Source organism: Pedobacter sp. N23S346 (assembly GCF_048515415.1).
Classification (GTDB): domain Bacteria; phylum Bacteroidota; class Bacteroidia; order Sphingobacteriales; family Sphingobacteriaceae; genus Pedobacter.
Genome location: NZ_JBLYEE010000007.1, coordinates 254,631 through 276,093, shown reverse-complemented (window position 1 = coordinate 276,093; position 21,463 = coordinate 254,631). Strand labels below are relative to the sequence as shown.

The following is a 21,463-nucleotide window of genomic DNA, read 5'->3' as shown; positions in this document are numbered from 1 at the left end:
ATGCGTAAAGTGCTCTATTATAATAGAAACCATAAGTTAAAAACGATTATTAAAATTTCATACCAATGAAGCTATTTTAAAAATAATCTTCGTTCTAATTTTATTAGACGATATCTCTAAGGTCAAAATCATTAATAGAGCTAGATACTTATTAATGGAATTTAATAATTTTATTATAAGTTTGGTCGCCTCTTCTTTTGCTTTGGAATCAAATAGTATCCATTTTAAGCGGATGATGACGTTTTTCTCCCAATTTGAAATTTTATTTTCATCATGCAATAATCTAAACATTCTCACGATAGGTAAAAATGTGTTGTTATTATTAAAAGTATTCTGATCTGAATGAATTCTGTAATAAAATAACCTATCTGAAATTGATGTAAATTTAAATTGGTTAATTAATAGCTTTATCCATAAATGATAATCTTCCACATTTTGAATGTTTAAATCTTCACTGAAATTGTCAACATCAATTAGACAGGTTTTCTTTACCACGACTGATAAAATTGGGATTTGATTTTTTTCAATAAATAAAGGTATATCCGTAATCGTCCATAACGGCTTAATTAAGATATCGAAATCAGTTAATTTATCCTTTTCTAAAAGATAGCCCTGTGAAAATATAAGATCTATTTTATGATTCGCAATTAAATAGTTTACTTGTGTGGCAAGCTTATTGTCTACCCATAAATCGTCAGCATCTAAAAAAGCAATATATTCTCCAATACTATTAGCTATTCCTAAATTTCTGGCTTTACCCTGTTTGCCATTTTCTTGAAATAAATACTTGATACGCTTGTCTTTTCTTTCAAAATCTAAAACGATTTCCTCTGTTGCATCAGTAGATCCATCATTAATAATGATGAGCTCCCAGTTTCTAAAAGTTTGGTTAATCACACTTTCTATTGCTTCACTAATATATAATACTGCGTTAAAGGCAGGCATAATTACTGATACTATAGGCTTATCCATTCTGCAGGTAAAATAGTTGACTCAATATTATTAAACCACTTTTTCGGTGCTATTACCATCTTTTCCGGATTAGGATTTAGCCATGCCCCCCACCAGCTGAAGCTGCTATTTGCGATGATCTGGTGTTTACATCTGGAGATTAGATACATATCTTCCCATGCTTGGGTTGTACCTGAAATTATTTTTTTATTATGTATAAATGATAGGTTATTTTCACACCATTCAGTGTCATCAGAGAAAATATAAAATATTGGATTTTCTATTTTACTTTTAATATTCTCAATACTTTGTTTATAATAATTTAGAGTTAAAATTCCATGATAATTCTGAATTTCTGGCTTAATATAATCTCCTCGACGAATATGTATTGCAACAGGGTATTTTGTCTGTTTAATTTTTAATTCAATTTCTTTCGAATAACCTGACAGTTTTGGAAATGTAAATTCTTTTAGTAACATCGTTCTTAAGTCTTGAAAATAAATAGGGTTTTGAAAATACCCATCTAGATAAAGATTTGTTGAATTGGTGTCAAGAATATTTAGGAAGTTTTCATCGTTGACTTCTTCATATCGAGGTGAAATACCTTTAAGAATATTTCTTTTCGATTTGATTAACCTGATGAAATATTTGCTGGCAATACGAGTATTAAGTTGTTCAAAAATACCCAGTTCAAACTGACGTGCGGTAAATGATTCGGTTGTGGTGTTATTTTGAAGCAGAAAGGCGAAATCAAAATATACTTTACCCGATTTAGATAAACTTCTGGCAGCTGCATACTGAAACATTTGGTTGCCTAAGCCTCCTTGTAATTTAACAATTATCATTATTTCTTAATGAACCAAAAGCAACCGCAGCCATAATTCTGAGTAGAACCCTCATTTATTTTTGCTCCATCAATAAAATTGTTTTGATCTGTAACTAGAGAAAAATTTCTAAGTTCGAAGTCGCTGAAATAATTTAAAATCATTGTTGGATCATATATTCGATGTGCGTTAAACATGATTTTCGGTTTTCCAACAGGTACAACAAATAGTATTGATCCACCTTTTTTTACTACTCTTTTAATCTCATTTATAGCTTTTAAATCTCCTTCTGGATCAATAGGGTCCCCATACCTGCCTAAACCAATGTGTTCGATGGTATGCATGCAGGATAAACATTCGATGCTATTTGATTCAAAAAAAAGATTAGTTAAGTCTGCTTTTTGGCTTAAAAGATTGCTCAAATTTAGATTAGCGGGCCTGTAATCATAAAACTCTACTGGAATGAAGGCTGATAGAATTGAACAGAAATGTAATGTTGAGGATATATCAATGTGCTTAACTGGATTGATATTTTTAATAATTCTTGTAGCCCAGGCCGGATGATAAATGTAATGTGCATCAAATCCTGTCGTTTCAGTGTTGTCTTCAAGGCATGGATAGATATCAGACCAGGTACATAACAGCTTTTGGTTTTTATCTAATAAATTAAAAGTCAAAAAATCTTGCTCAAATTTTGATAATTCTTTTTTTGACAACAGATTTTTGATTTTGCCCTTTAATTTTGAAAGGATTGACATAATTAAATTCCCTGTTTCTCCCAAATGCTTCTATCTATAAAAATGCTGTTAATATGTGTGTCAGCATATAAAAAATATCCATTGTCATTTAAGAACACAATAATATCATTGTTTTTTCGGCCATTTCCTGAGTTTGAAAATGATAGTGTTTCTACACAAATAACTTTCGGCTTGTTTGAGTAATTAATGCTTTTAATGACTGTTTCGTCAATGCCCTCAGCATCTAATGAAAGAAAATCAGGAAAAATCCCATTATTATAATCGATCACATTTTTTACAGTGTCAAGTTTGATCTTTTTTATTTCTGTAACAAAATAATCTCCTTCTTTCTTGTATAGTTCCACTTGATCAACCGAAAATGTATTTAATGTTGGAACGTTCATGACATAAAATTCTGCATAACCTGTACTTTCTGCAATACCAATGTTAAGATTAATATCTTGTTGACGATGCTTTATTATCTTATTATATAAATTAAGATCAGGCTCAACATTTATACCTCTACATCCTTTTTTGTAGAAAATTGCTGTGTTACTTAAATAGAATGGATCATGAGCACCAATATCAAGATATGTTGGTTTATAAATTCCAAGCTGGTTAAAGATAAATTCAACTATTAAATCCTCTCCACATTGTGAATATGAAACTTTTTGAAATTTAAGATTTCGATCATTTCTGACTAATTTCTTTAAATACGTTTTTACTTTATTCATCAAGATTTTTTGTTATAATTTTGATATCCATTGGATTTAAGATTAATCCTGTCCCAGATGTTCTAATGATGCTTTTATTAATGTCATGAAATATCGCATCCGAAATTGTAAATGACGCAACACTTTCGATATACTGTATAGATTTTTCATAAGAAGACAACCCAAGTGTGATATTATAGGTATCAGTTGAAAATACTAGTTCTTTTTCCTGAAAAATTGCTGTGTATTTACCTGGTAACAGATTTTGTTCTAAGCTCCATGTAGTACGGATATTAGTTTCTGAACTGTTAACTATACCAATTGCGATTATAAAGTGATTTATAGCCTTCGTAACTTCAAATTCTATAGCAATTTGCCACGGTTGTCCGACAGGTATCTCCTGCAATATATTGCCATAGATATCTTCTATCCTTAACTCACTTGCGAAACAAGGTAATTCATTAAAATTTATTGGAAGAGGGATTTTATATACTGCGGTTTTACTTTTTTTATTATGAGTATACTTCTCTATTGCTGAATTGACTAATCCGGAAAAGGATACTAATCCATTTTCTAGCAGTATTGCCTTAGTGCATAACTTTTGGATACTCCCCATATTATGGCTCACAAACAACACCGTCCGTCCTTCACCTTTACTTACTTCGCCCATTTTGCCCAAACATTTTTTCTGAAATTCTGCATCGCCTACGGCTAATACTTCATCAACGATTAAGATTTCGGATTCCAAATGTGCTGCTACAGCAAAAGCCAGGCGTACATACATGCCTGATGAATAGCGTTTAACGGGCGTGTCCAGATAGCGTTCGATTCCGGCGAAGTCTACAATTTCTTCGAGTTTTCGTTGGATTTCTTTTTTTCGCATGCCAAGAATGGCTCCATTTAAAAAGATGTTTTCGCGGCCGCTTAATTCAGGGTGAAAACCTGTACCCACTTCTAACAAACTGGCTATTCTGCCTTTTCCGGATATTTTACCCGTAGTAGGTGCGGTAACTTTGCTCAAGATTTTTAGGAGTGTACTCTTACCAGCACCATTTCGACCGATAATCCCCACTGCATCTCCTTGTTCGATCTCGAAATTGATGTCTTTTAAACTCCAGACTACATCACTCGTACTCCGCGTATTCTGATTATTACTTTCTCCAATCCGCAAAAATGGATCTTCCTTCCCCCGCATCCGTGCATACCAACGCTCCAGGTCACGACTGATGGTTCCCGTTCCGATTTGACCTAGCTGATAGGCTTTGGAGAGGTTTTGTACTTTTATAGCAACGTTGTTTGACAAGAGGTATGGAGTTAAGGGGTTATTGTAGGTTATAAGGTTAGTATTGTTTAGGGGGTAGTAGGGGTTACAGGGTTAGTGCATATTTGAAAGTTAATCCCTAACTTTTACTATTGATTTGTGTATTCCTAAGATTAGTAAGTTTAATCGTGATAGTTTCTATTTGATTCCGGCATGAAGTGTAATCCTCTGACTGATATAGTTCAAATCTATAGCCGCGATTAAATGATTCAACGTTTCAAGCGTAGTGGAGTAAGCCATGTTGGTATAGTGAGCTTTATCTTTTGAAGTAATCTTTCCTGATCCTTCAGCCAAACAAGCTCCAATGCTACTAACTGACCTTTTAATCTGACTGATTAATCCGAAAGTTTCGTCTTTTGGAAATTTTGTGGTTAAACGATAGATGTCTTTTCTAAATGACATAGACAATTTCCATACTTCCAGTTTCTCGAATGAATAAACGTGCATAATCTTTATTTAATAGTGAATTAATAAATAAAGGATGATTATTTAAATATACAATTTTATTCATCTAACCTTCTAACCTCTTCTCTAACCCTATACCCTCTTTTAACCCTCTTTCTACACCGTATCTACAAAATTCCGTTCCACTTTATTAAATACCACTATCCCAAAAACCAACAAAAAAAATGTTACTCCGCAAGCGTAGCCCAAACTTGCCCAGCTAAAGCTTCCTTCGCCCAGGAATCCGAATCTGAAAGTTTCAATAATAGGCGTCATGGGGTTGTATTCGATGATCCAGGCATAAGCCGGATATTTCTTTATTGCTTCAGACAGGGGGTAAATTACCGTGGTGGCATACATCAGCAGCTGCACCCCGAATGAAACCAAAAATGCCAGGTCGCGATATTTTGTGGTCATGGCGGAGATGATCATTCCAGTACCTAAGCCAAGTAAAGCCATTAAAATTACAATTACCGGGAAGAGTGAAATGGCCCAGGTGAAGTTGAATTGCGCACCTGTAAAATAGTAATAAGCCATCATCAGCATGAACAAGAGCATTTGCACGCCAAAGCGAACGAGGTTACTCGCCACAATACTAAGCGGCATGATGAGCCTTGGGAAATAAACTTTTCCGAAAATGCCGGCATTGTCTTTAAATACGGTTGAGGTTTTGGTTAAACAATCTGCAAAGTAATTCCAGGCGGTAATTCCCGCCATGTAGAATAATGGCTTTGGCAATCCATCGGTAGAAATGCCGGCAAGATTTCCAAAAATAAAGGTGAAAATGATGGTGGTAAACAAGGGCTGAATAAAAAACCAAAGTGGCCCTAGGATGGTCTGCTTGTAGAAGGAAACAAAATCACGACGAACGAGGAGCCATAATAAATCCCGATAGGCCCAGATTTCATTCAATTTTAAATCGAATAATGAAGCCTTTGCTTCAATGGTCCAGTTATATTCTTCTTTAGGCTCCATAAACAGGTGAGGAATGGGGCGCTGTTTTTTTCAAAAAGGAGGGAGGTGAAACTTCTTTTTGTTCAGGCGTAATTTGGTGAGGATACTTCATCTAATTTGATAATAGATTTAGAAAGTTCGTTTTATATTGTTCAAAACCGAAGGCATTTAAACATAGACTTTGATGGTGTAATACATTAGCCTGATCTTTAGGAAGCGCTAGGTGTTTTGTAATTGTGCTGGTAATTTCTTCTATATTATCTGGGTCGACAAAATCCCCTAATTTTCCATTGAGAAGTGCATCGCGACTACCATCAGCATTTCCTGCGATGGAAGCAAGTCCACATGCTGCGGCCTCGATAAAGGCTATTCCAAAACCCTCTCCTTTACTTGGCATCACAAATAAATCGGCCAAAAGGAAATAATGCTGTACATCATCATCAGCCAGAAAACCAGTTAGTATTACACGGTGATTTAAATGATGCTGTGCGATAAGGTTCAATACTCTTATTTTTTCTTTTTCATCTGCTTTACCCGCTAAGATATAGATTACCTCTTCGGGCAGGTTTTTTAAAGCTAAAATGACCTGGTCATAACCTTTATATTGTTCTTGTGAGGAGAGTCGGGTTAAGGTGAAAAGTATTTTTGTCGAGCTTGAAATCTGATATCTGTGCAGAAGCGTTTCCGGTTTCGTAAAATGAGTTGGAATGGAAAACAAAGGATCCAGACTATTGTTCAAAGTTTTAATTTTTGAGGGAAGCAGGTGATGTGTTTTTTCGATCTGTTGTGCAGTGTAATGACTAACAGCCCATATTTCGGTATTTTTCCGTAGGAAAATGGTTTTCCATTTCGGAAGTGTTCCCCAGATTTCTATGCCATGGGCGAGAAGAATGATTCGCTTTTTGGGGTGAATTTTATTCAATATCCAGGCAAACAGCAACAGGTTAACATGACTTAAAATAATGATATTTGCGCTTAAACCTGTTTTGATTGCAGTAGACAGGAAGGCCAGGCGATTCCCTTTAAAGCCTTTGAAATGCGCTGCCTCGATGTACTTAAGGTCTGGCTGATCATCATAAAGGCTCAATAACTGGTGGTTGCTTTTTGTAGTATCATTTAAATCTGAAAGGATTTTACTTACACACCTGCACACTTTCTCTATTCCGCCTGTTAAGCTGAAACTATGTAAAGTTAGAAATAAGATTTTCTCGTTTTTCAATGTTTGGTGGTCGTTTTTCGTTTCTCGTCTATCGTTTTGGGTTAATTTTTCCTGAATACCTGGTAGAGTGCAAAAGCTTTTGACCAATGCATTTTGCCTGCTTTGAACTTTTTTATTTGCCGCCTGGCAAATTCATTATCGACATAAATATGTTCATCTGAGATTTGACCTCCTTTGATAAACCATTGTTGAAGTGGAAAACTAAATCCCATTTTAGGGCGGTTCCAAACGGCTTCTGGAAGTATATTTTTAAATGCCTGAATCAATAAGCCTTTTTTTTCTGCCGGGAATCTTTGTTGAGGCGCAATGCCATCAATAGTTTCTAAAAAGTTTTGATCAAGAAAGGGTACGCGGACTTCTATTCCGTGACTCATGCTCATGAAATCAGTATCTTTTAGTAATTGATTTTGCATAAAAATATGGGTCTCGAACCAAGAGGCTCTTTCTGTACCGCTTAACTGGTTAACTTTTTCATCCAAAGGAAAAGTTTCGAACAGTTGGTCAATTTCTTTTTTGCTGATGTTTAAAATTTTGGCAATTGCTTCCGGAATATAAAATCCCCGTAGGAAAAGATACTCGCCAATGGGGTTTTGGTAACTGAGGTAGTAAATCCTTTTTAACTTTTCTGAAGGTAATTTCCCACAGTACCTTAAGATAAAAGCTGGTAATTTTTTGAGGACCCTGATTATTCCCATTCGGTTAAACGACGGGTATCCTCCAAAAAGCTCATCTGCTCCAATTCCTGATAATACAGCTTTCAGCCCATTTTCTTTTGCATATTTATTAACAAACCAAGAGTTGATCCCATCATTGGTGGGTTGATCCATCGCATTCACAATCGTTTCGAAGTTTGCCTTTAAATCTTGCTCTTCTACTAGATAAGTCTGGTGTATGCCACTGGTTTTTGCAGTGATCAGTTGCTGATAATTTTCTTCTGAAAATGCTTTCTCGCCAAAATTTATAGATAAACTTTTTAGGTTCTGGCCAGTTTTTTTATCTGCTAGGAGGGTGATGATGCTGGAATCTATCCCGCCACTTAGAAATACGCCGATTGGTGCATCAGCAATCAGGTGGCAATTCACGGCATCCTCAAGTTTTGTACGCACCTGATCGGCCGCTTGTAGTGCGGTGGTAACTATTTTTGATGGTGAAATTTGTTCGAACGAGGTGATTTGATTAGTCTGTTGTTCATGATTCCAGGTAAGAAAGTTTCCTGGTTTTAATGAAAATACTTCTTGAAGCGTGGTGAAAGGCTGAGGAATATGTCCGAAAGCCAGAAAATAGGTTTTCCACTTTTTTTCTTCAGGAAATTGGTAACTGGTTTTTTTGAAAGCTTTTACCTCGGATGAAAATACCAGGCGATTTTGTTGGGTAGAATAGTATAAAGGCTTGATTCCAGATGGATCACGAACAAGATAAGTAAGCTTTTTCGGTTGATCGTGGAGTGCAAAAGCAAACATTCCTTTAAATTTTCGAAAACTTTTGGTTCCCCAAATCTGGTAAGCGGCAAGAATGACTTCGGTATCGCTTTCTGTTTGAAAAGGGTAGCCTAATGCTGACAATTCTGCTTTTAATTCGAGAAAGTTGTAGATTTCACCGTTGAAAGTGATGACCAATTTTTCTTCTTGTGCCTGCATAGGCTGATGCCCGCGGGAAGAAAGGTCGATCAGGGCTAACCTGCGGTGTCCAAAACTTAAGCCAATGGAATCATCGGCATAAAAGCCTTCATCATCCGGACCTCCGTGTTGCATGGAATCGCACATTAATTTAACATCTTTCTCCAATTGTGTTGGATGAGCGTTTTTATCTATAATTCCAGCTATTCTACACATGATCCAACTGGTTGATGGCCCTAAACTTCAGTTCGGCTAACACCTTGTTTTCTAAATATTTTGGCTTTTGATTACAAACTTGCATGGAGTCTGGACGCAGCTTCGCCCCCTCAGTCACATTTTTATTTTAAAAAATGAACTGATTACTGGCTTTGATCTGTTCGTTTTCGTAGGGAAAACTTAACCTATCTTGTTGTTAACAAAGCTAAATGGTTAAATGTAACTATTCAACTTGTGCATTTTAATCCTATATTTTGCTCAAAGGCTTCTTTTCTTTGAGTCATTCTTTTAACTAAACTGATCTTAATATCCCAGCTCACGTTTTCCAAATCAAATCGGCTCTACAAATGCAAGCGAAGTATTGATGTCGATCGAATAGCCTATGTTTTCTAGACGCAATATGATGCGTTGTTTATTTTGTACTGATACCATTTCTGCTATCATATCTTTAAAAGGGCCTGCTTTTACGAGTACTTTTTGACCGGGTTTGATATCATAATCGAAAACGGCCAGCTCTTGCTCAGTTGCTAATAATAACTTTAACTGTTCAATTTGTTGCTCCGGCATTGATGCTATCTTTCCGGAAAAATATAGAAATCTGGCGATACCGTTCGTCATGAGTACCTCTGCATATTCTTTGCTGGAAATATACACAAAGAGATATGATTTAAGGAGGGGTTCTTCGATAAATTTCTTGCGGTCGCTCCACTGTTTGAGGGTTTTATGAAGGGGAAGATAAGTGGTGATCCCTTTTCTGTTTAATTCATCAAAAGCTTTCTTCTCTGCCCGCGAACGTGTATAAACGGGATACCAACGATAACTGTTGTCGATCATGTTTTCAAATTAATTTTCCAGGAGTTGATTCAGGGAATGTTATATTAATTATCTTATTGATCTCTTGAATAAAATAAAGGGCATAGCTTTTAAGGCAAGTCATCTTAAATAATATAGTTAGCAGCTGGGATGCTCGCAAAAATACTTAATTAACGGTGTTCTGTTGTAACTTTTTGCGGTTTTTTGTTGCGATAAGTCAAGGACCCCAATCCGCCTGTCGGCACCTTTCCCCTAAATGGGAAAGGGCGTGTAATAAGGATTTGTTGAGGCAGGGAGGTGAAGAAGAGGAGAGTGGAAAAAAATATGGAATAAACTGAAATATTTATTCCAAGAGTCATTTTCACTAAAGACTAAAGACTAAAGACTATTTCTTCTTCCAAAACATCCACCATTTCCTGTTTTCATCTTCGTAATAACCTGATCCTGAGTAACCGCTATAGTCTGAATAGTAATAAGTGCTATTGCCTCCTCCGCGTGAATAATCTGTGGTATAATAATTAGAATGCAGTGCATCATCACCAAACGCATTTAAAATGATTGCCATATTACTCAAGCTGTATTCTCTTGATAAACGTTCCGGGATGTTAGCGGATCTTTGCTGTGAAATGCCGGAACGGATTACAAATAAGTTAATATCGGCAGATCTGATTAGCGGAATTGCATCTGAAACCAGGCCTACAGGCGCGGTATCAATTAATACATAATCATACTCCAATTCGAGTTTCGCTAACAAACTTTTCATTGCTTGTGTGTGAAGCAATTCTGATGGATTTGGTGGTACTGGTCCTGATGGGATGAAATCGAGGTGATGAACATCATCATGAATCATTACTTCTTCTAAAGTGGCTTGTCCGGATAGTAAAGAACTGAGTCCTTTTTTATTGTCGCTGCCAAAAGCCTTATGTAATTTAGATTTTCTTAAATCTGCCGCTATTAATATTATTTTCTTTTCGATCAATGCCAGGGTGCTGGCCAGATTAATCGTTACAAATGATTTCCCCTCGCCTGATACTTCAGAAGTAATGCAGATAACTTTACTTTCTTTATGACTTGCCAGGAAGCTCAGGTTTGTTCGCACAGACCGTACAGATTCGGCGAAAACAGACTTAGGTTTCGATAATGAAAGTGCTTGTCTGCTATCCTGATCGATATAATCCGGGAATTTCCGGATCACGCCGATAATGGGGGTGTGGGTTAAACCTTCAACAGTTTCCTTGTCGTAAATGTATGGATTCAGGAAGCGAACGAGTAAAATCAGGCCAAAACCAGATGCTAAACCCAGCATTAGGGCAGTGCTGTATGCTTTGCTTCCATTTGGAGAAATAGCATAATAAGATGGATAAGCTGGATTAACAATTGACGCACCAGGTACGATCGCGGCAGCATTCATTTCTGCTTCGAGCTTTTTCTCCGATAGGTAGGAGCGGACCTTATTATTGACTTCGAAATTAGTCTGTAATTTCACAAAGTTTTGTTCTTTCTGTGGAATCGAACTCATGCTTTGTGTAACGCCTGCAATTTGGCTATCGATATACCGAATGGTTTGCTCGTTTTGTCTGAGCATGCCTGCTACGGCATTTCTAATACTGGCTTTAACATTGGAAATTTGTTGTTCAATTTGTTTTATGGGCTGCGAATCGTTGTTGAACTGGCCAAGTTTGGCTTCTCTGTTTGCCAGCAGGTTATTTAATTGAGTAACTAAAGTTCCTATTCCGGAGTTGATGTCTCCTTCCAGATCGAGGCCGATTTCTACTTTCGCTTTATTGCTGTTTACTTGTTCCTGAAGCTGTTTTATGCCCAGTTGTTTCAGGTTAAGCTCCGTTTTTTGTTTCTCAAAATCAGCAAGTTTTCCAACCGTCATGGAGGTAGAAGAACTCACGTCTACCATGTTGTTGCGGGTTTTATAATTGGCTAAGGTGCTGCCAGATTTCCCTGCTTCGGTATCAATAAATCCCAGCTGATGGTTAATGAAGTCTACCGTTTGATTGGCTGACCGCCTTCTTTGAATCACATCATACTTCACATATTCCTTCATGATGGCATTGAGGATATCTGCTGCGAAAACTGCATTTCCATCTGTTTGGCTGAGGCCCATCACATTGGTAAACCTTGCGGCTTCACCAATATTTAAACCACCCATTGCTCTACCTATAAAATCGTCCTGACTGTTAAATTTAAATTGATAAGTACTACCTACCGGAATTTTATCTTTAATCCGGAACGACATATTGCCGATGTTGATAATCTGTCCGTATTGATAAGTGACTTTCTCATCTTCATTATCAGCGGGCGCGAGTGCAAAATGTTTTTCATCCTTCCCGGTTACAGCGTAGAGTGAACGACTGAAATTAACACTGTCTTGCTTAATGATTTCGATTACAAATGGTATGTTAGGATAAAGTTCGGTTGTGCGGACACGGCCTTTTAAATAGTAGCTGATTTTATAATCCAGCGTTTTTACTGCATTAGCAATCACCTCATTACTGCGGATTGTGAAACTTTCTGCCTGAATTTTATCCGTATAGTTATAATTTTGCATGGCCATCTGGCCACCACCGGTTCCGATAGCGGGGTTACTTTCCTCTAATTTGAGTGAAGCACCTGTTTGATAAATCGGGGGGGTGTACCAAAGGTAAAGCCAGGCACCGCAAAGTGCAATGGCAACCGTTGACGCCACCCAGTACCATCGACTTAAGAATACCCTGAATATTTTATAAAAATCAATACTCTGGCTAACAGCCTTTTTCTCTTGCACAAGTTCTGTCAATGTGTGATGTTTTGAATTTGGGGGAACAATCAGTTAAAAACATAAAGATAAAAGCAATTTTTCAAAAGCAATTATTTTATTCTAATTGTTTTATACTTAGTGAGATTAGTCAATAGAGAAAGGAAAAAGGAAATAGGGAAAATGGAAGAGGGGAAAGGGAATAGGACAAGGCGTTGAAGCCCCTATCCGCCTATCGGCACCTTTCCCCTGAACGGGAAAGGGTTTGTAAGCGGGTTTATGGAGGCAATAAGGTGAAAAGCAAGGATGAAAAAAAATGAAATATACTAAAACATTCATTCCAGGAATTGTTTAGCCTAACGCCTAACGCCTAACGCCTAACGCCTAACGCCTAACGCCTAACGCCTAACGCCTAACGCCTAACGCCTTATCTTGTTACCGTAAAAATGAGTACCGCTAAATTGACTACTACCAATAATGGTTGCAGGATGTTATTCAGGCTTTGTAATTTATCACTTGTCGCTGCGCTTTTAGTGGGTTGCAGTACGATGATATCGTGATTTTGGAGTATCAGTTTTTTACTGGCCAAACTATTGATATCGTTCAGGTTAACATAAATTAACTCGGGATTGGTGCGATCTCCACGAATAATTTTTAATGTTTTTGGATCTGCAGTTTTGCTGATGCCGCCAGCTTCGCCGATAATGTCTATCAAAGTAGTATTATCGCGTTCCAGAAGGAAGTTGCCCTGTTTCCCAAACTCGCCCAATAAGGTAACTTTTAAATTAACCACGCTAAGTTCGATAATAGGTTCTTTTAATAACTTTGTTTTGTAAATTTCCTGAATTTTAATGGCCGCTTCCCGTCGGCTTAAGCCCACTACATCCACTTTTCCAATGGCAGGTAGATTTACTTTTCCATCTAGATCTACCGGATAAGAGAGTATGTTTTGGATGCTACCGCTTGCTGAATTTTGCCCGCTATTACCAGATGCGTTTGATGTGCCGGCATTTCCGGTTGCACCGAATTCGAAATTTTGAACATTGCGAATCGCCAACTGATCATTCACTTTAATTTTATAGTATGCATCGCTAATGCCCTGATCATTTACCACATAAACTTGTTTAATGGTATCGGTTACAATATCTGAAGGTGCATTAAAAAGGGTACGTTCTTTTCGAACACCACATCCAAAAATAGAAGCGATAATAATAAAAAATAACAAAAATTTAAAAAATGCTTTCCGGTGTGGCATGTCTCTGATCTGGGGCGTTTAGTGTGGGGTAAAGTAATGTGCTGCAAAAATACAATTTAAAATTTCTTTAGCGCAAGTGGTAAATTAACTTATCTCAATTGGTGTAATTATACTTACAACGGTAAATTGATTTTATATAAACCTCTTTTGGTAAACAATAAAAGCAATCCTGAAACTCGTGAAACGTATTTTCGGATAATGTTTAGGTGTTTAATTAGTTGATTATATGGTTAATAATTTTCGTTTTTGCTTCTTACTTCCCAGGTACAATAATTATAAATGGCATAAGCATCAGCCATTGTTAGCTAATTCTACAATTTGATTGGTTTGCCTTTACTAAATTATAGTTAGTATTTAATTCCAATGACATTTGTCAAAGTTGCAGTTATTTTGTAGTATATATCAGTCTTAAATTAGTTTATTTGTCGTGTAATTTAAAAAAGGATATTATTCATCTGTTTTTTTGAATCTTAAATCCAAGTCTTTAGCACCTATGAAAGCATAGCTTCATGGATAATAAGTAAAGATGAAAATGTAACAGCATTCGTATCTATTTTTAAAATTAAATTTTGCCGGAGTTGGCTAGTTCAATGAGCTAGATGGCTTCTTATCATTCCCTATTATACTTATTAGTTTCTGCCGAACGGTTCGTTATGATTAATAACTGTTTCTGCAATCAGCAAATGCTTGTTTGATCAACATTTGTTTCTTCTAACTGAGGTAATAAGTAAACCCTGATTTTTTTTTTAAAGGATTTTTTGTGTGCTGCTCATCCGGCAGGTTACGCAATTAATCAGTTTACTCATGCGCAATGTTTTTACTGAGCCAAACAAGAAAACTAATTTTCAGCACACTCGTTTGTTTGTGTGCCATTATTTTAATCAATGAAACAGCAGTAGCTGCACCGGGTTGCCAGTACATGGGGCGGGTTTATTATAAACGTATGAGCAATCCCCCAAACCAGATCTATGAATATTTTACAGATGAGTACTGGATTCAGTTTAGTTCAAAAACCAGTTGTAACTCTCCATCTAATGCGAGTGCTACTTATGTATTGTCTAGTGAAATATCTTCCAGATCGGCTACTGGTGGCAGATGTTATGTAAGTTATGCAAATGCAAATACAAGAGGTACAGCAGTGAATTTTACCAGAACCTATCAATGCCCGATAGATGATTACATGCCTTTCGTTTTGCTGTTAATGCTGCCAATTTCCTTTGCGTTTTCAAGACAAAGGATCATATCTACATAGAAAAGGGAATAGTGTTGATGGAAAACTAATAATTTAAACCTACTTTCTATATGTTAGTGTCTAAGCAATCAGCTTAATTTTTATCTCTTTATACTGTTTAATAGGGAATTTACAAGTATGAATTTTTCGGTTGGTGAGACAGCAAACCGATAGATGGAAACTAATCTAATGGTTGGTGTCTCACCAACCACCCTAATCATAGGAATAAGAATCATTTCTTATCTGAATCTTCAACTAAAATAAAACCTTTTGGCAGCTACGGCAGTCATAATACTTCAAGAAATATTATCAAAATTCGTATCATATTTTGTATAACGGAATGTAGAGAAATAGATGGCTAAAAATATCCGTAAAAATATAGTTATTGATTAATATCAATATTTTGAGTAGTGATTTTGAGTCACATGATTTTCATAAAGTTTATTGATAGTTAGTTTGAGTGGGTTTTTAGAATTTATCATTTGTTTTTAGTGCATGGTTTTGGTCTTTTTAGACTGTCACATGGCACTCGTTCATTTTGTTCGTAATTCAAATTTGAATAATTTTGTAGCCCAATTAATACAAGTAAATTTAAATTTTTGAAGTCTTCCGTTCCTAACATCTCGCATTATCTAATGTTCTCACTTAACCAATCTTCCAAACAGTTAACAGTTCTCATTTCCTGGATTAATAGTAAAAAGATTAATCTTACTGGAATATTAGTTATTCTTTTATCATTAACCTGCGTTAAGTCTTATTCGCAAATTAGCGGAACCGGCTGCGACTTTGGTGGTCAGATCGCTATGCTGTATTTAGGTACTGCCACTTACTATGGCAACAAAAACGATATTGTTGAAGTGTATAGTTCCTCTTCTGCAGTTCCTATTAATAAAGGGAATGGTCGTGCATATGATTGTGCAGCCGTTAACGATTACGGCGAATTTCAGGTTTGGGATCCATCCATCCAGCCTTATGGAGGAATGAGGACAGTTCCCGCCAGTCATGATATCAGACGGAGTTCATCGTCGCGCCAGCATGAGTGTGTGGTGGCATCATCTCGTTATGCCACGCCTGATGGTGAGGGCACCATTGTTGGTTATACCTATAAAGATCCGAATAAATGTGACGCCTCACGTCCAAACCATTTGCCATTAGATGATTTTATGCCTCTTTTAATAGTCTCGGCCGGAGTACTGGCTTTCTTCCTTATCCGCAACTGATTTCATCCTAGCGTCTTACTAAATTAAAAGTTGTAGCTAGCGTATATTGGTGCTGGGTTAAACGGCGTTCTTCCATTGTACTGGTTCAATGTAATGTTGTAACACAATTTAAATAATTCTTCATAAGTACGGATCAGACTTTATTGATTTAATAATTTGTTCAGTGTATGAGGTTCATATACAGGTGAATACTGAATGAAATGAATATGGTTTTCGCTTAGTACTCTAATTACATTTACAAATCTAATGCTCACTGATGAAAGCTTTTATTTGTTTTTGTATATCGATTTTCCTTTGTTTTAGCTCATATGCTCAGGCTCCTGTGCACGGATGTTTAGTCGGAGCAACAGTTCACACAGCGCCTGATGATTTAGGATTAATAAATGTTGTACTAATAGGGATTTTCGGAGGTACTGCTGCATACAAAAATTCTCCTACCGAACCGCAGACCTCAGCCTGTGTTAATTTTAGTCAAACAGTATGGACTAATCCAGCAGGTGCGTGCAGAGTTTGTCCAAATGGATACAATGTGCTAAATCTTGTTACAGGATGTTCTGGAACGGCAAATAACGGTTTTATTGTTACTAAGTCAATTGTATATTGCGACCTCGACGATTATACTTTACCACTTGTAGCTGTCGCAGGTACTTTGGGTTTAGTAGTCATTCGAAGGCGAAGAGTAGATTAAAACCTGTTCGATATTTTTAAGATGTAATTAACAGAAGTTCTTCATTCACTTTATTCAGCATCGAACCAATCTTACTTTGTAAAAACAGTAAGTGCTGAGAATCAATTGTGTAATTATCATCATAACGAGCTCCAACGTACGCCTGTTGTAGTATTTCAAGCCATTGCAACTCTTTGTTGTTTTTAGAATGAAAGATGTTTTTAATTTTTGGAAAATAGAAGCCGGCTGTTTTTTGAAGCTGAGCTAATTGGTGACTTTTATATTCTTTACCGTTAAATAATTTAATAATCAACCTTAACATCTGCTCGCAGGTTTGATGAAGCATAAAAGCGGCTAAATGTAATTCACCTTGCCTGTAATACAAAGAAGCGCCATCGAAAAAGTTCATTGCTTTATCTGTTGCATTTTTAATGATCACCTTACAAGATGCTTTCAATGTATTTAATGTTGTTTCTGAGTATTCTGGAAGTTGATGGGTTGCGGCATGCTGATAAAGGCAATTATTGCGGTTAATGTATTTAGCAAGAAAGAGGTTACCTTGTTGTAATATATCATTAATCATCCCATAGTGGTAATACATAATTTCGATATTGATCTGGCTTAAACCTAAAAATGCCAATATATTTTTAGTCTCCTCATTGCGCTGAAATCGATATTGATCAAGGATAATGATTAACCTGGTGCCTGTTTCATCTGAGGAACATTCAAAAATGTAGGCAATTGGGATAATGCCCGTGATAAGTTCTATGAACAGTTTCAGCGGTTTTTCGGTGGTATAAGATGCTGTAGCGTTGGTTTGTGTTGCGTTTAGATTCATTTCCATAGCGGTTATAAATTCGTACTCCATTTAAATTTGGTGAAAATGGCAAGTCTGCGCACCAGCCGAGCTAGGAATTTCGCATTTCGATTCATTAATGCCAAGCTTAAACTTAGCTGCCGAACTACGGAATAAGAGATTATTTGCTGTGATAAATATGAGTAAAAATTGCACTATTGTAAATGCAATTGATTACCTGATTAATCACTAAATATCACATTAAATTTGATCAACTAATTTAGGTTGACTAATGTATATTTAGTTTATTTCAATACGTTCAGAAGCAAGCTTATTTTATTATCTTGCCGCCTATCATTCAAATATACAATAATTATTACGGAAATCTAAATTTAATTAGCAAACTTACTAACATTATATATGACTGAACTAGATCGTTTAAAATCGTTAATGAATATATTAGGTTTTAGAACTCAACGAGACTTTGCCGCTGCATTAAATATCAAAGATGGTTCACTTTCTGATATTTTTAGGGGGCGGGTTGGAATTTCTAATGGTTTTAAAGACAGACTTAGTTTTAAATTTGATGTCAATCTAGCTTGGCTGGAAAATGGGGTAGGAGAACCATTACTTAACAAAGGTCCGGTAATTTCTGAAATTAAAGAGGGCGTGCCGTATTATGATATCAGCTTATCAGACGCTGACACTTTAATTTTAATGGAAGAGAAGGCAGAGTACTTCGTAAATTATAAACCCTTTAATGATTGTACGGCCTATCTTCCGGTATATGGTGATAGTATGTATCCACGTTATGCATCGGGCGAAATTATTGCCGTTAGGGAAGTGACCAATTTTGAAGTGTTGCAATGGGGCGAGGCTTATGTGGTGATGGCAAATGAAAAAGCAAACCACCTGCGGAGCATCAAGATGATCTATGAACATGCCGACCGGAATAAATTGATCCTGCGTTCATCTAACCCAAATTTTAAAGGTGATACCATTATCGATAAATCGAATATTACATCTCTGTATATTATTAAAGGAAAGATTACCAGGAATTTGATTTAAAAGGGTGACTCGAGCGGCTAAAGCCCCTATCCGCCTATCGGCACCTTTCCCTGGGAGGGAGAGGACGTGTAATAAGAATTTGTGGAGACTTGGTGGAGAAAAAAGTGAGAAAAAAATGGAATTAAAAGAAACAATCATTTTTGAAATGATTTTCACTAAAGACTAACTCATCTAATCTTCTTTTAAAAAATAATTACTACATTAGTGTATGATTAATCTATTAGCTTATGAAAAAGTTATGTTTAATCATCCCGATCTATCTTATCCCAATTTTTGTTTTTGCCGAGTATGGTTGCCTGGTACCAGGATACCCGGAATTACTTACCCATCAAACGAATCCACCTGGCGGCACTTTTTCAAACACGCCTGGCGATATTTATCCGGCCAGTGGTTGTTCCTGGATATTGGATACATCACTAGCAAGTGCTGGCTGCATTGGGCATGGGAAAGCAGGGACTAAAGGAACCTATTACGAAGAATGCCCCATTGATGATTTTATCCCACTATTATTTATCTTTACCACGGGTGTAGCTTTTTCAGCATTGCATAGAAAGCCACTGCGAATTGAAAATGAAAATATCCATCATCACGGTAATTTATAATGGCGAAGCCTACTTGAGGGAATGTATAACATCAATCATTAACCAGTCGTATCAAAATATCGAGTACATTATTATCGATGGTGGCTCTATAGATAGCACACTCCTGATCATTGACGAATATAGAAAGCATATTCACCATTTAATTTCTGAACCTGATCGGGGTTTATATGATGCCATTAATAAAGGGATCGCCCTGGCATCGGGTGAAATAATTGGTATTTTAAATGCCGACGACATGCTTGCGGATAAAAATGTAATTGAGCAGATTGCAAATGGATTTATGGAACATCCTGCAATTGATGCTGTATATGGCGATTTAAATTACATCAGTCCGATTAACCATAAGGTTTTAAGAAGCTGGAAATCAAAACAGGCAAACGAAAAAGACATCGAGAAGGGATGGATGCCGGCTCACCCAACACTCTACCTCAGAAAAACATTATTTAGCAAGTATGGTAATTACGCTCTTGATTTAGGTACGGCTGCAGATTATGATCTTATTTTAAGGTACTTCTATATAAATAAGCTAAAAGCCATTTATTTACCGCTCCTAATGGTAGAGATGAGAGTTGGTGGTGTTAGTAATAAAGATATTTCTAGTTTGATGGGGGCTTTTAAAAATGATTATAAGGCTTTAAAGCTTAATGGTGTCCCGTATCCGGTTTCTGTACTATTAAGAAAAAAGCTATCGAAAGTGACACAGTATTGGTAGTTGACATTATTTTTTTATTGGCCAGATGAGCGGATGACTCATTTTGTTTATTCGGTATACCGAGGGCTCAATTCTATTTGTATCTATCCTTCATTAGTGATGCAGTTGTATTCGCAATGCGATTAAACCTGATTGGAGTAAAGCCGAATTGATATTTGTCAAACTAAAGAATAAAAAGAACACAGAAAACCTATCTGCAATAGCTATCTTTACAGAAATAGTTCCCCCGTTTTGTTCGAAAACTTGTTAAAAACTACTCCAGAAGTATTCTATGGGGCGATATTCATATTGTCACTAGCACTTGTGATCTTTAGTATTCCTTCAGTAATTCATGCTTCATTAAAATACAAGCTTTTTGATGTTAACGATTTGCACAGAAAAAACCATGCGGCAAATATATCCAGGTTAGGCGGCTTATCAATTGTAGCAAGTTTTACCATTTGTACGCTGCTATTTTCTACATTGATTAGTTTCAAAGAAGCAAATTTTTTGATTGTTTCCTGTATCATCCTCGCTGGCCTCGGTTTAAAAGATGATGTTTATGGCACAAATACCAGTACCAAATTCCTATTACAACTCATTGTTGCAGCTATACTTGTTTTTTTTGGGGGCTTTCGGCTTACCAGTCTTTATGGTGTGCTGGGTATTAGCGATATCAATTACCTTGGTGGAGGTATTTTTTCCATCATTCTGATTATTTTTTTAAATAATGCCTTTAATTTAATTGATGGGATAGATGGCCTCGCAGGTACAATCGGCATCCTGGCCAGCCTATGTTTTGGTATCTGTTTTGCTCTGATGGGGCAGGTACCTTATGCTTTTATTGCGTTTGCGCTTGCTGGTGCAATTGCTGGGTTTTTAAAATATAACTGGTTTCCTGCGAATATTTTTATGGGTGATACAGGTGCTTTAATCATCGGTTTAACTACGGCTGCCCTTGCCATTAAGTTTATCGAACTAAATAAATTTACTGGTGCCAACACACCTGCCTTCTATTCTGCACCTGCCATTGCGGTTTCTATTCTGATTGTGCCGATATTCGACTCCCTCCGCATATTTACAGTGCGGATTTTGACTAGAAAATCTCCCTTTCTTGGCGACAGAAATCACATTCACCATAGATTAGAGACCATTGGATACAAACCGAATAAAATTGTATTCATGACAGTTATCCTGAATTTTAGCATCATCCTTGCTACTATAACCCTGCAAAGGTTTGGCAATTTTCTCCTGATCTTCCTGCTGATCGGGATCTGTATGATCTTCAACGTGCTGATCTCCTGGCGACTTTCTAAACAGTCTCGTAAATGAGATGTAAATAAATGCAGACAGAATTTACGATAAAGCTATAATCTGGA

20 protein-coding genes are annotated in these 21,463 nt (G+C 36.6%); 7 read left to right on the top strand and 13 right to left on the bottom strand.

Annotation, left to right across the window (positions count from 1 at the left end; translation table 11 throughout):
- Positions 1-57 precede the first annotated feature (57 nt).
- The 12 genes from ACN1CD_RS14570 to ACN1CD_RS14515 all read right to left on the bottom strand — a co-directional run bounded on the left by ACN1CD_RS14570 (position 58) and on the right by ACN1CD_RS14515 (position 13,779).
- Entirely contained in the window at positions 58-972 is a 915-nt protein-coding gene (locus ACN1CD_RS14570; protein WP_419131111.1) for a glycosyltransferase family 2 protein, read from the bottom strand.
- The gene (locus ACN1CD_RS14565; RefSeq protein ID WP_419131110.1) at positions 957-1,796 is read right to left on the bottom strand and encodes an alpha-1,2-fucosyltransferase; all 840 of its coding nucleotides are present in this window, start codon (positions 1,794-1,796) and stop codon (positions 957-959) included. Before ACN1CD_RS14565 ends, ACN1CD_RS14570 begins: the two co-directional genes overlap by 16 nt.
- Positions 1,796-2,491, bottom strand: coding sequence for a DUF268 domain-containing protein (locus ACN1CD_RS14560; protein WP_419131109.1), 696 nt, complete (start codon positions 2,489-2,491; stop codon positions 1,796-1,798). Before ACN1CD_RS14560 ends, ACN1CD_RS14565 begins: the two co-directional genes overlap by 1 nt.
- Positions 2,492-2,535: 44 nt before the next feature.
- Positions 2,536-3,246: an FkbM family methyltransferase gene (locus ACN1CD_RS14555; protein ID WP_419131108.1), complete on the bottom strand. Its 711-nt coding sequence runs from the start codon at positions 3,244-3,246 to the stop codon at positions 2,536-2,538.
- The gene (locus ACN1CD_RS14550; protein WP_419131107.1) at positions 3,239-4,528 is read right to left on the bottom strand and encodes an ABC transporter ATP-binding protein; all 1,290 of its coding nucleotides are present in this window, start codon (positions 4,526-4,528) and stop codon (positions 3,239-3,241) included. The genes ACN1CD_RS14555 and ACN1CD_RS14550 overlap by 8 nt, the downstream gene beginning before the upstream one ends.
- A 156-nt stretch (positions 4,529-4,684) precedes the next feature.
- Complete coding sequence (locus tag ACN1CD_RS14545) at positions 4,685-4,993, bottom strand: four helix bundle protein (protein ID WP_419131106.1); 309 nt, start codon at positions 4,991-4,993, stop codon at positions 4,685-4,687.
- Between the two features lie 114 nt (positions 4,994-5,107).
- A complete protein-coding gene (locus ACN1CD_RS14540) occupies positions 5,108-5,965 on the bottom strand; it encodes an ABC transporter permease (protein WP_419131105.1) in 858 nt (285 codons plus the stop codon).
- Positions 5,966-6,056: 91 nt separating this feature from the next.
- Positions 6,057-7,163, bottom strand: coding sequence for a glycosyltransferase family 4 protein (locus ACN1CD_RS14535; protein ID WP_419131104.1), 1,107 nt, complete (start codon positions 7,161-7,163; stop codon positions 6,057-6,059).
- A gap of 41 nt (positions 7,164-7,204) precedes the next feature.
- Entirely contained in the window at positions 7,205-8,995 is a 1,791-nt protein-coding gene (asnB, locus tag ACN1CD_RS14530; protein WP_419131103.1) for an asparagine synthase (glutamine-hydrolyzing), read from the bottom strand.
- 330 nt (positions 8,996-9,325) lie between these two features.
- Positions 9,326-9,829 carry a UpxY family transcription antiterminator gene (locus tag ACN1CD_RS14525; RefSeq protein ID WP_419131102.1) on the bottom strand — a complete coding sequence of 168 codons (504 nt, stop codon included), beginning with the start codon at positions 9,827-9,829 and terminating at the stop codon, positions 9,326-9,328.
- Between the two features lie 364 nt (positions 9,830-10,193).
- Entirely contained in the window at positions 10,194-12,596 is a 2,403-nt protein-coding gene (locus ACN1CD_RS14520; protein ID WP_419131101.1) for a GumC family protein, read from the bottom strand.
- Between the two features lie 385 nt (positions 12,597-12,981).
- Positions 12,982-13,779 (bottom strand): polysaccharide biosynthesis/export family protein, encoded by a 798-nt coding sequence (locus tag ACN1CD_RS14515; protein ID WP_419131100.1) that lies wholly within the window; start codon positions 13,777-13,779, stop codon positions 12,982-12,984.
- A gap of 841 nt (positions 13,780-14,620) precedes the next feature.
- Between ACN1CD_RS14515 and ACN1CD_RS14510 the strand changes: the two genes are divergently transcribed.
- From ACN1CD_RS14510 to ACN1CD_RS14500, 3 genes are all read left to right on the top strand, one after another.
- A complete protein-coding gene (locus tag ACN1CD_RS14510; RefSeq protein WP_419131099.1) occupies positions 14,621-15,061 on the top strand; it encodes a hypothetical protein in 441 nt (146 codons plus the stop codon).
- A gap of 614 nt (positions 15,062-15,675) precedes the next feature.
- Entirely contained in the window at positions 15,676-16,260 is a 585-nt protein-coding gene (locus ACN1CD_RS14505; RefSeq protein WP_419131098.1) for a hypothetical protein, read from the top strand.
- Positions 16,261-16,516: 256 nt separating this feature from the next.
- Positions 16,517-16,948, top strand: a complete 432-nt coding sequence (locus tag ACN1CD_RS14500) for a hypothetical protein (RefSeq protein WP_419131097.1) — start codon at positions 16,517-16,519, stop codon at positions 16,946-16,948.
- 16 nt (positions 16,949-16,964) lie between these two features.
- Here ACN1CD_RS14500 and ACN1CD_RS14495 read toward each other — a convergent pair whose 3' ends face one another.
- The gene (locus ACN1CD_RS14495) at positions 16,965-17,795 is read right to left on the bottom strand and encodes a HEPN domain-containing protein (protein ID WP_419131096.1); all 831 of its coding nucleotides are present in this window, start codon (positions 17,793-17,795) and stop codon (positions 16,965-16,967) included.
- A 348-nt stretch (positions 17,796-18,143) separates the two neighbouring features.
- Between ACN1CD_RS14495 and ACN1CD_RS14490 the strand changes: the two genes are divergently transcribed.
- The 4 genes from ACN1CD_RS14490 to ACN1CD_RS14475 all read left to right on the top strand — a co-directional run bounded on the left by ACN1CD_RS14490 (position 18,144) and on the right by ACN1CD_RS14475 (position 21,416).
- Positions 18,144-18,791, top strand: coding sequence for a LexA family transcriptional regulator (locus tag ACN1CD_RS14490; RefSeq protein ID WP_419131095.1), 648 nt, complete (start codon positions 18,144-18,146; stop codon positions 18,789-18,791).
- A 227-nt stretch (positions 18,792-19,018) separates the two neighbouring features.
- The gene (locus ACN1CD_RS14485) at positions 19,019-19,393 is read left to right on the top strand and encodes a hypothetical protein (protein ID WP_419131094.1); all 375 of its coding nucleotides are present in this window, start codon (positions 19,019-19,021) and stop codon (positions 19,391-19,393) included.
- Positions 19,362-20,105: a glycosyltransferase family 2 protein gene (locus tag ACN1CD_RS14480; RefSeq protein WP_419131093.1), complete on the top strand. Its 744-nt coding sequence runs from the start codon at positions 19,362-19,364 to the stop codon at positions 20,103-20,105. Before ACN1CD_RS14485 ends, ACN1CD_RS14480 begins: the two co-directional genes overlap by 32 nt.
- Positions 20,106-20,393: 288 nt before the next feature.
- Positions 20,394-21,416: an MraY family glycosyltransferase gene (locus ACN1CD_RS14475; RefSeq protein WP_419131092.1), complete on the top strand. Its 1,023-nt coding sequence runs from the start codon at positions 20,394-20,396 to the stop codon at positions 21,414-21,416.
- Positions 21,417-21,463 lie beyond the last annotated feature (47 nt).

Bases quoted from the DNA above. Each gene is read 5' to 3' on its own strand.
- ACN1CD_RS14570 (WP_419131111.1), bottom strand. From the start codon at position 972: ATGGATAAGCCTATAGTATCAGTAATTATGCCTGCCTTTAACGCAGTA.
- ACN1CD_RS14565 (WP_419131110.1), bottom strand. From the start codon at position 1,796: ATGATAATTGTTAAATTACAAGGAGGCTTAGGCAACCAAATGTTTCAG.
- ACN1CD_RS14555 (WP_419131108.1), bottom strand. From the start codon at position 3,246: ATGAATAAAGTAAAAACGTATTTAAAGAAATTAGTCAGAAATGATCGA.
- ACN1CD_RS14545 (WP_419131106.1), bottom strand. From the start codon at position 4,993: ATGCACGTTTATTCATTCGAGAAACTGGAAGTATGGAAATTGTCTATG.
- ACN1CD_RS14540 (WP_419131105.1), bottom strand. From the start codon at position 5,965: ATGGAGCCTAAAGAAGAATATAACTGGACCATTGAAGCAAAGGCTTCA.
- asnB (WP_419131103.1), bottom strand. From the start codon at position 8,995: ATGTGTAGAATAGCTGGAATTATAGATAAAAACGCTCATCCAACACAA.
- ACN1CD_RS14525 (WP_419131102.1), bottom strand. From the start codon at position 9,829: ATGATCGACAACAGTTATCGTTGGTATCCCGTTTATACACGTTCGCGG.
- ACN1CD_RS14510 (WP_419131099.1), top strand. From the start codon at position 14,621: ATGTTTTTACTGAGCCAAACAAGAAAACTAATTTTCAGCACACTCGTT.
- ACN1CD_RS14505 (WP_419131098.1), top strand. From the start codon at position 15,676: ATGTTCTCACTTAACCAATCTTCCAAACAGTTAACAGTTCTCATTTCC.
- ACN1CD_RS14500 (WP_419131097.1), top strand. From the start codon at position 16,517: ATGAAAGCTTTTATTTGTTTTTGTATATCGATTTTCCTTTGTTTTAGC.
- ACN1CD_RS14495 (WP_419131096.1), bottom strand. From the start codon at position 17,795: ATGGAGTACGAATTTATAACCGCTATGGAAATGAATCTAAACGCAACA.
- ACN1CD_RS14490 (WP_419131095.1), top strand. From the start codon at position 18,144: ATGACTGAACTAGATCGTTTAAAATCGTTAATGAATATATTAGGTTTT.
- ACN1CD_RS14485 (WP_419131094.1), top strand. From the start codon at position 19,019: ATGAAAAAGTTATGTTTAATCATCCCGATCTATCTTATCCCAATTTTT.
- ACN1CD_RS14480 (WP_419131093.1), top strand. From the start codon at position 19,362: ATGAAAATATCCATCATCACGGTAATTTATAATGGCGAAGCCTACTTG.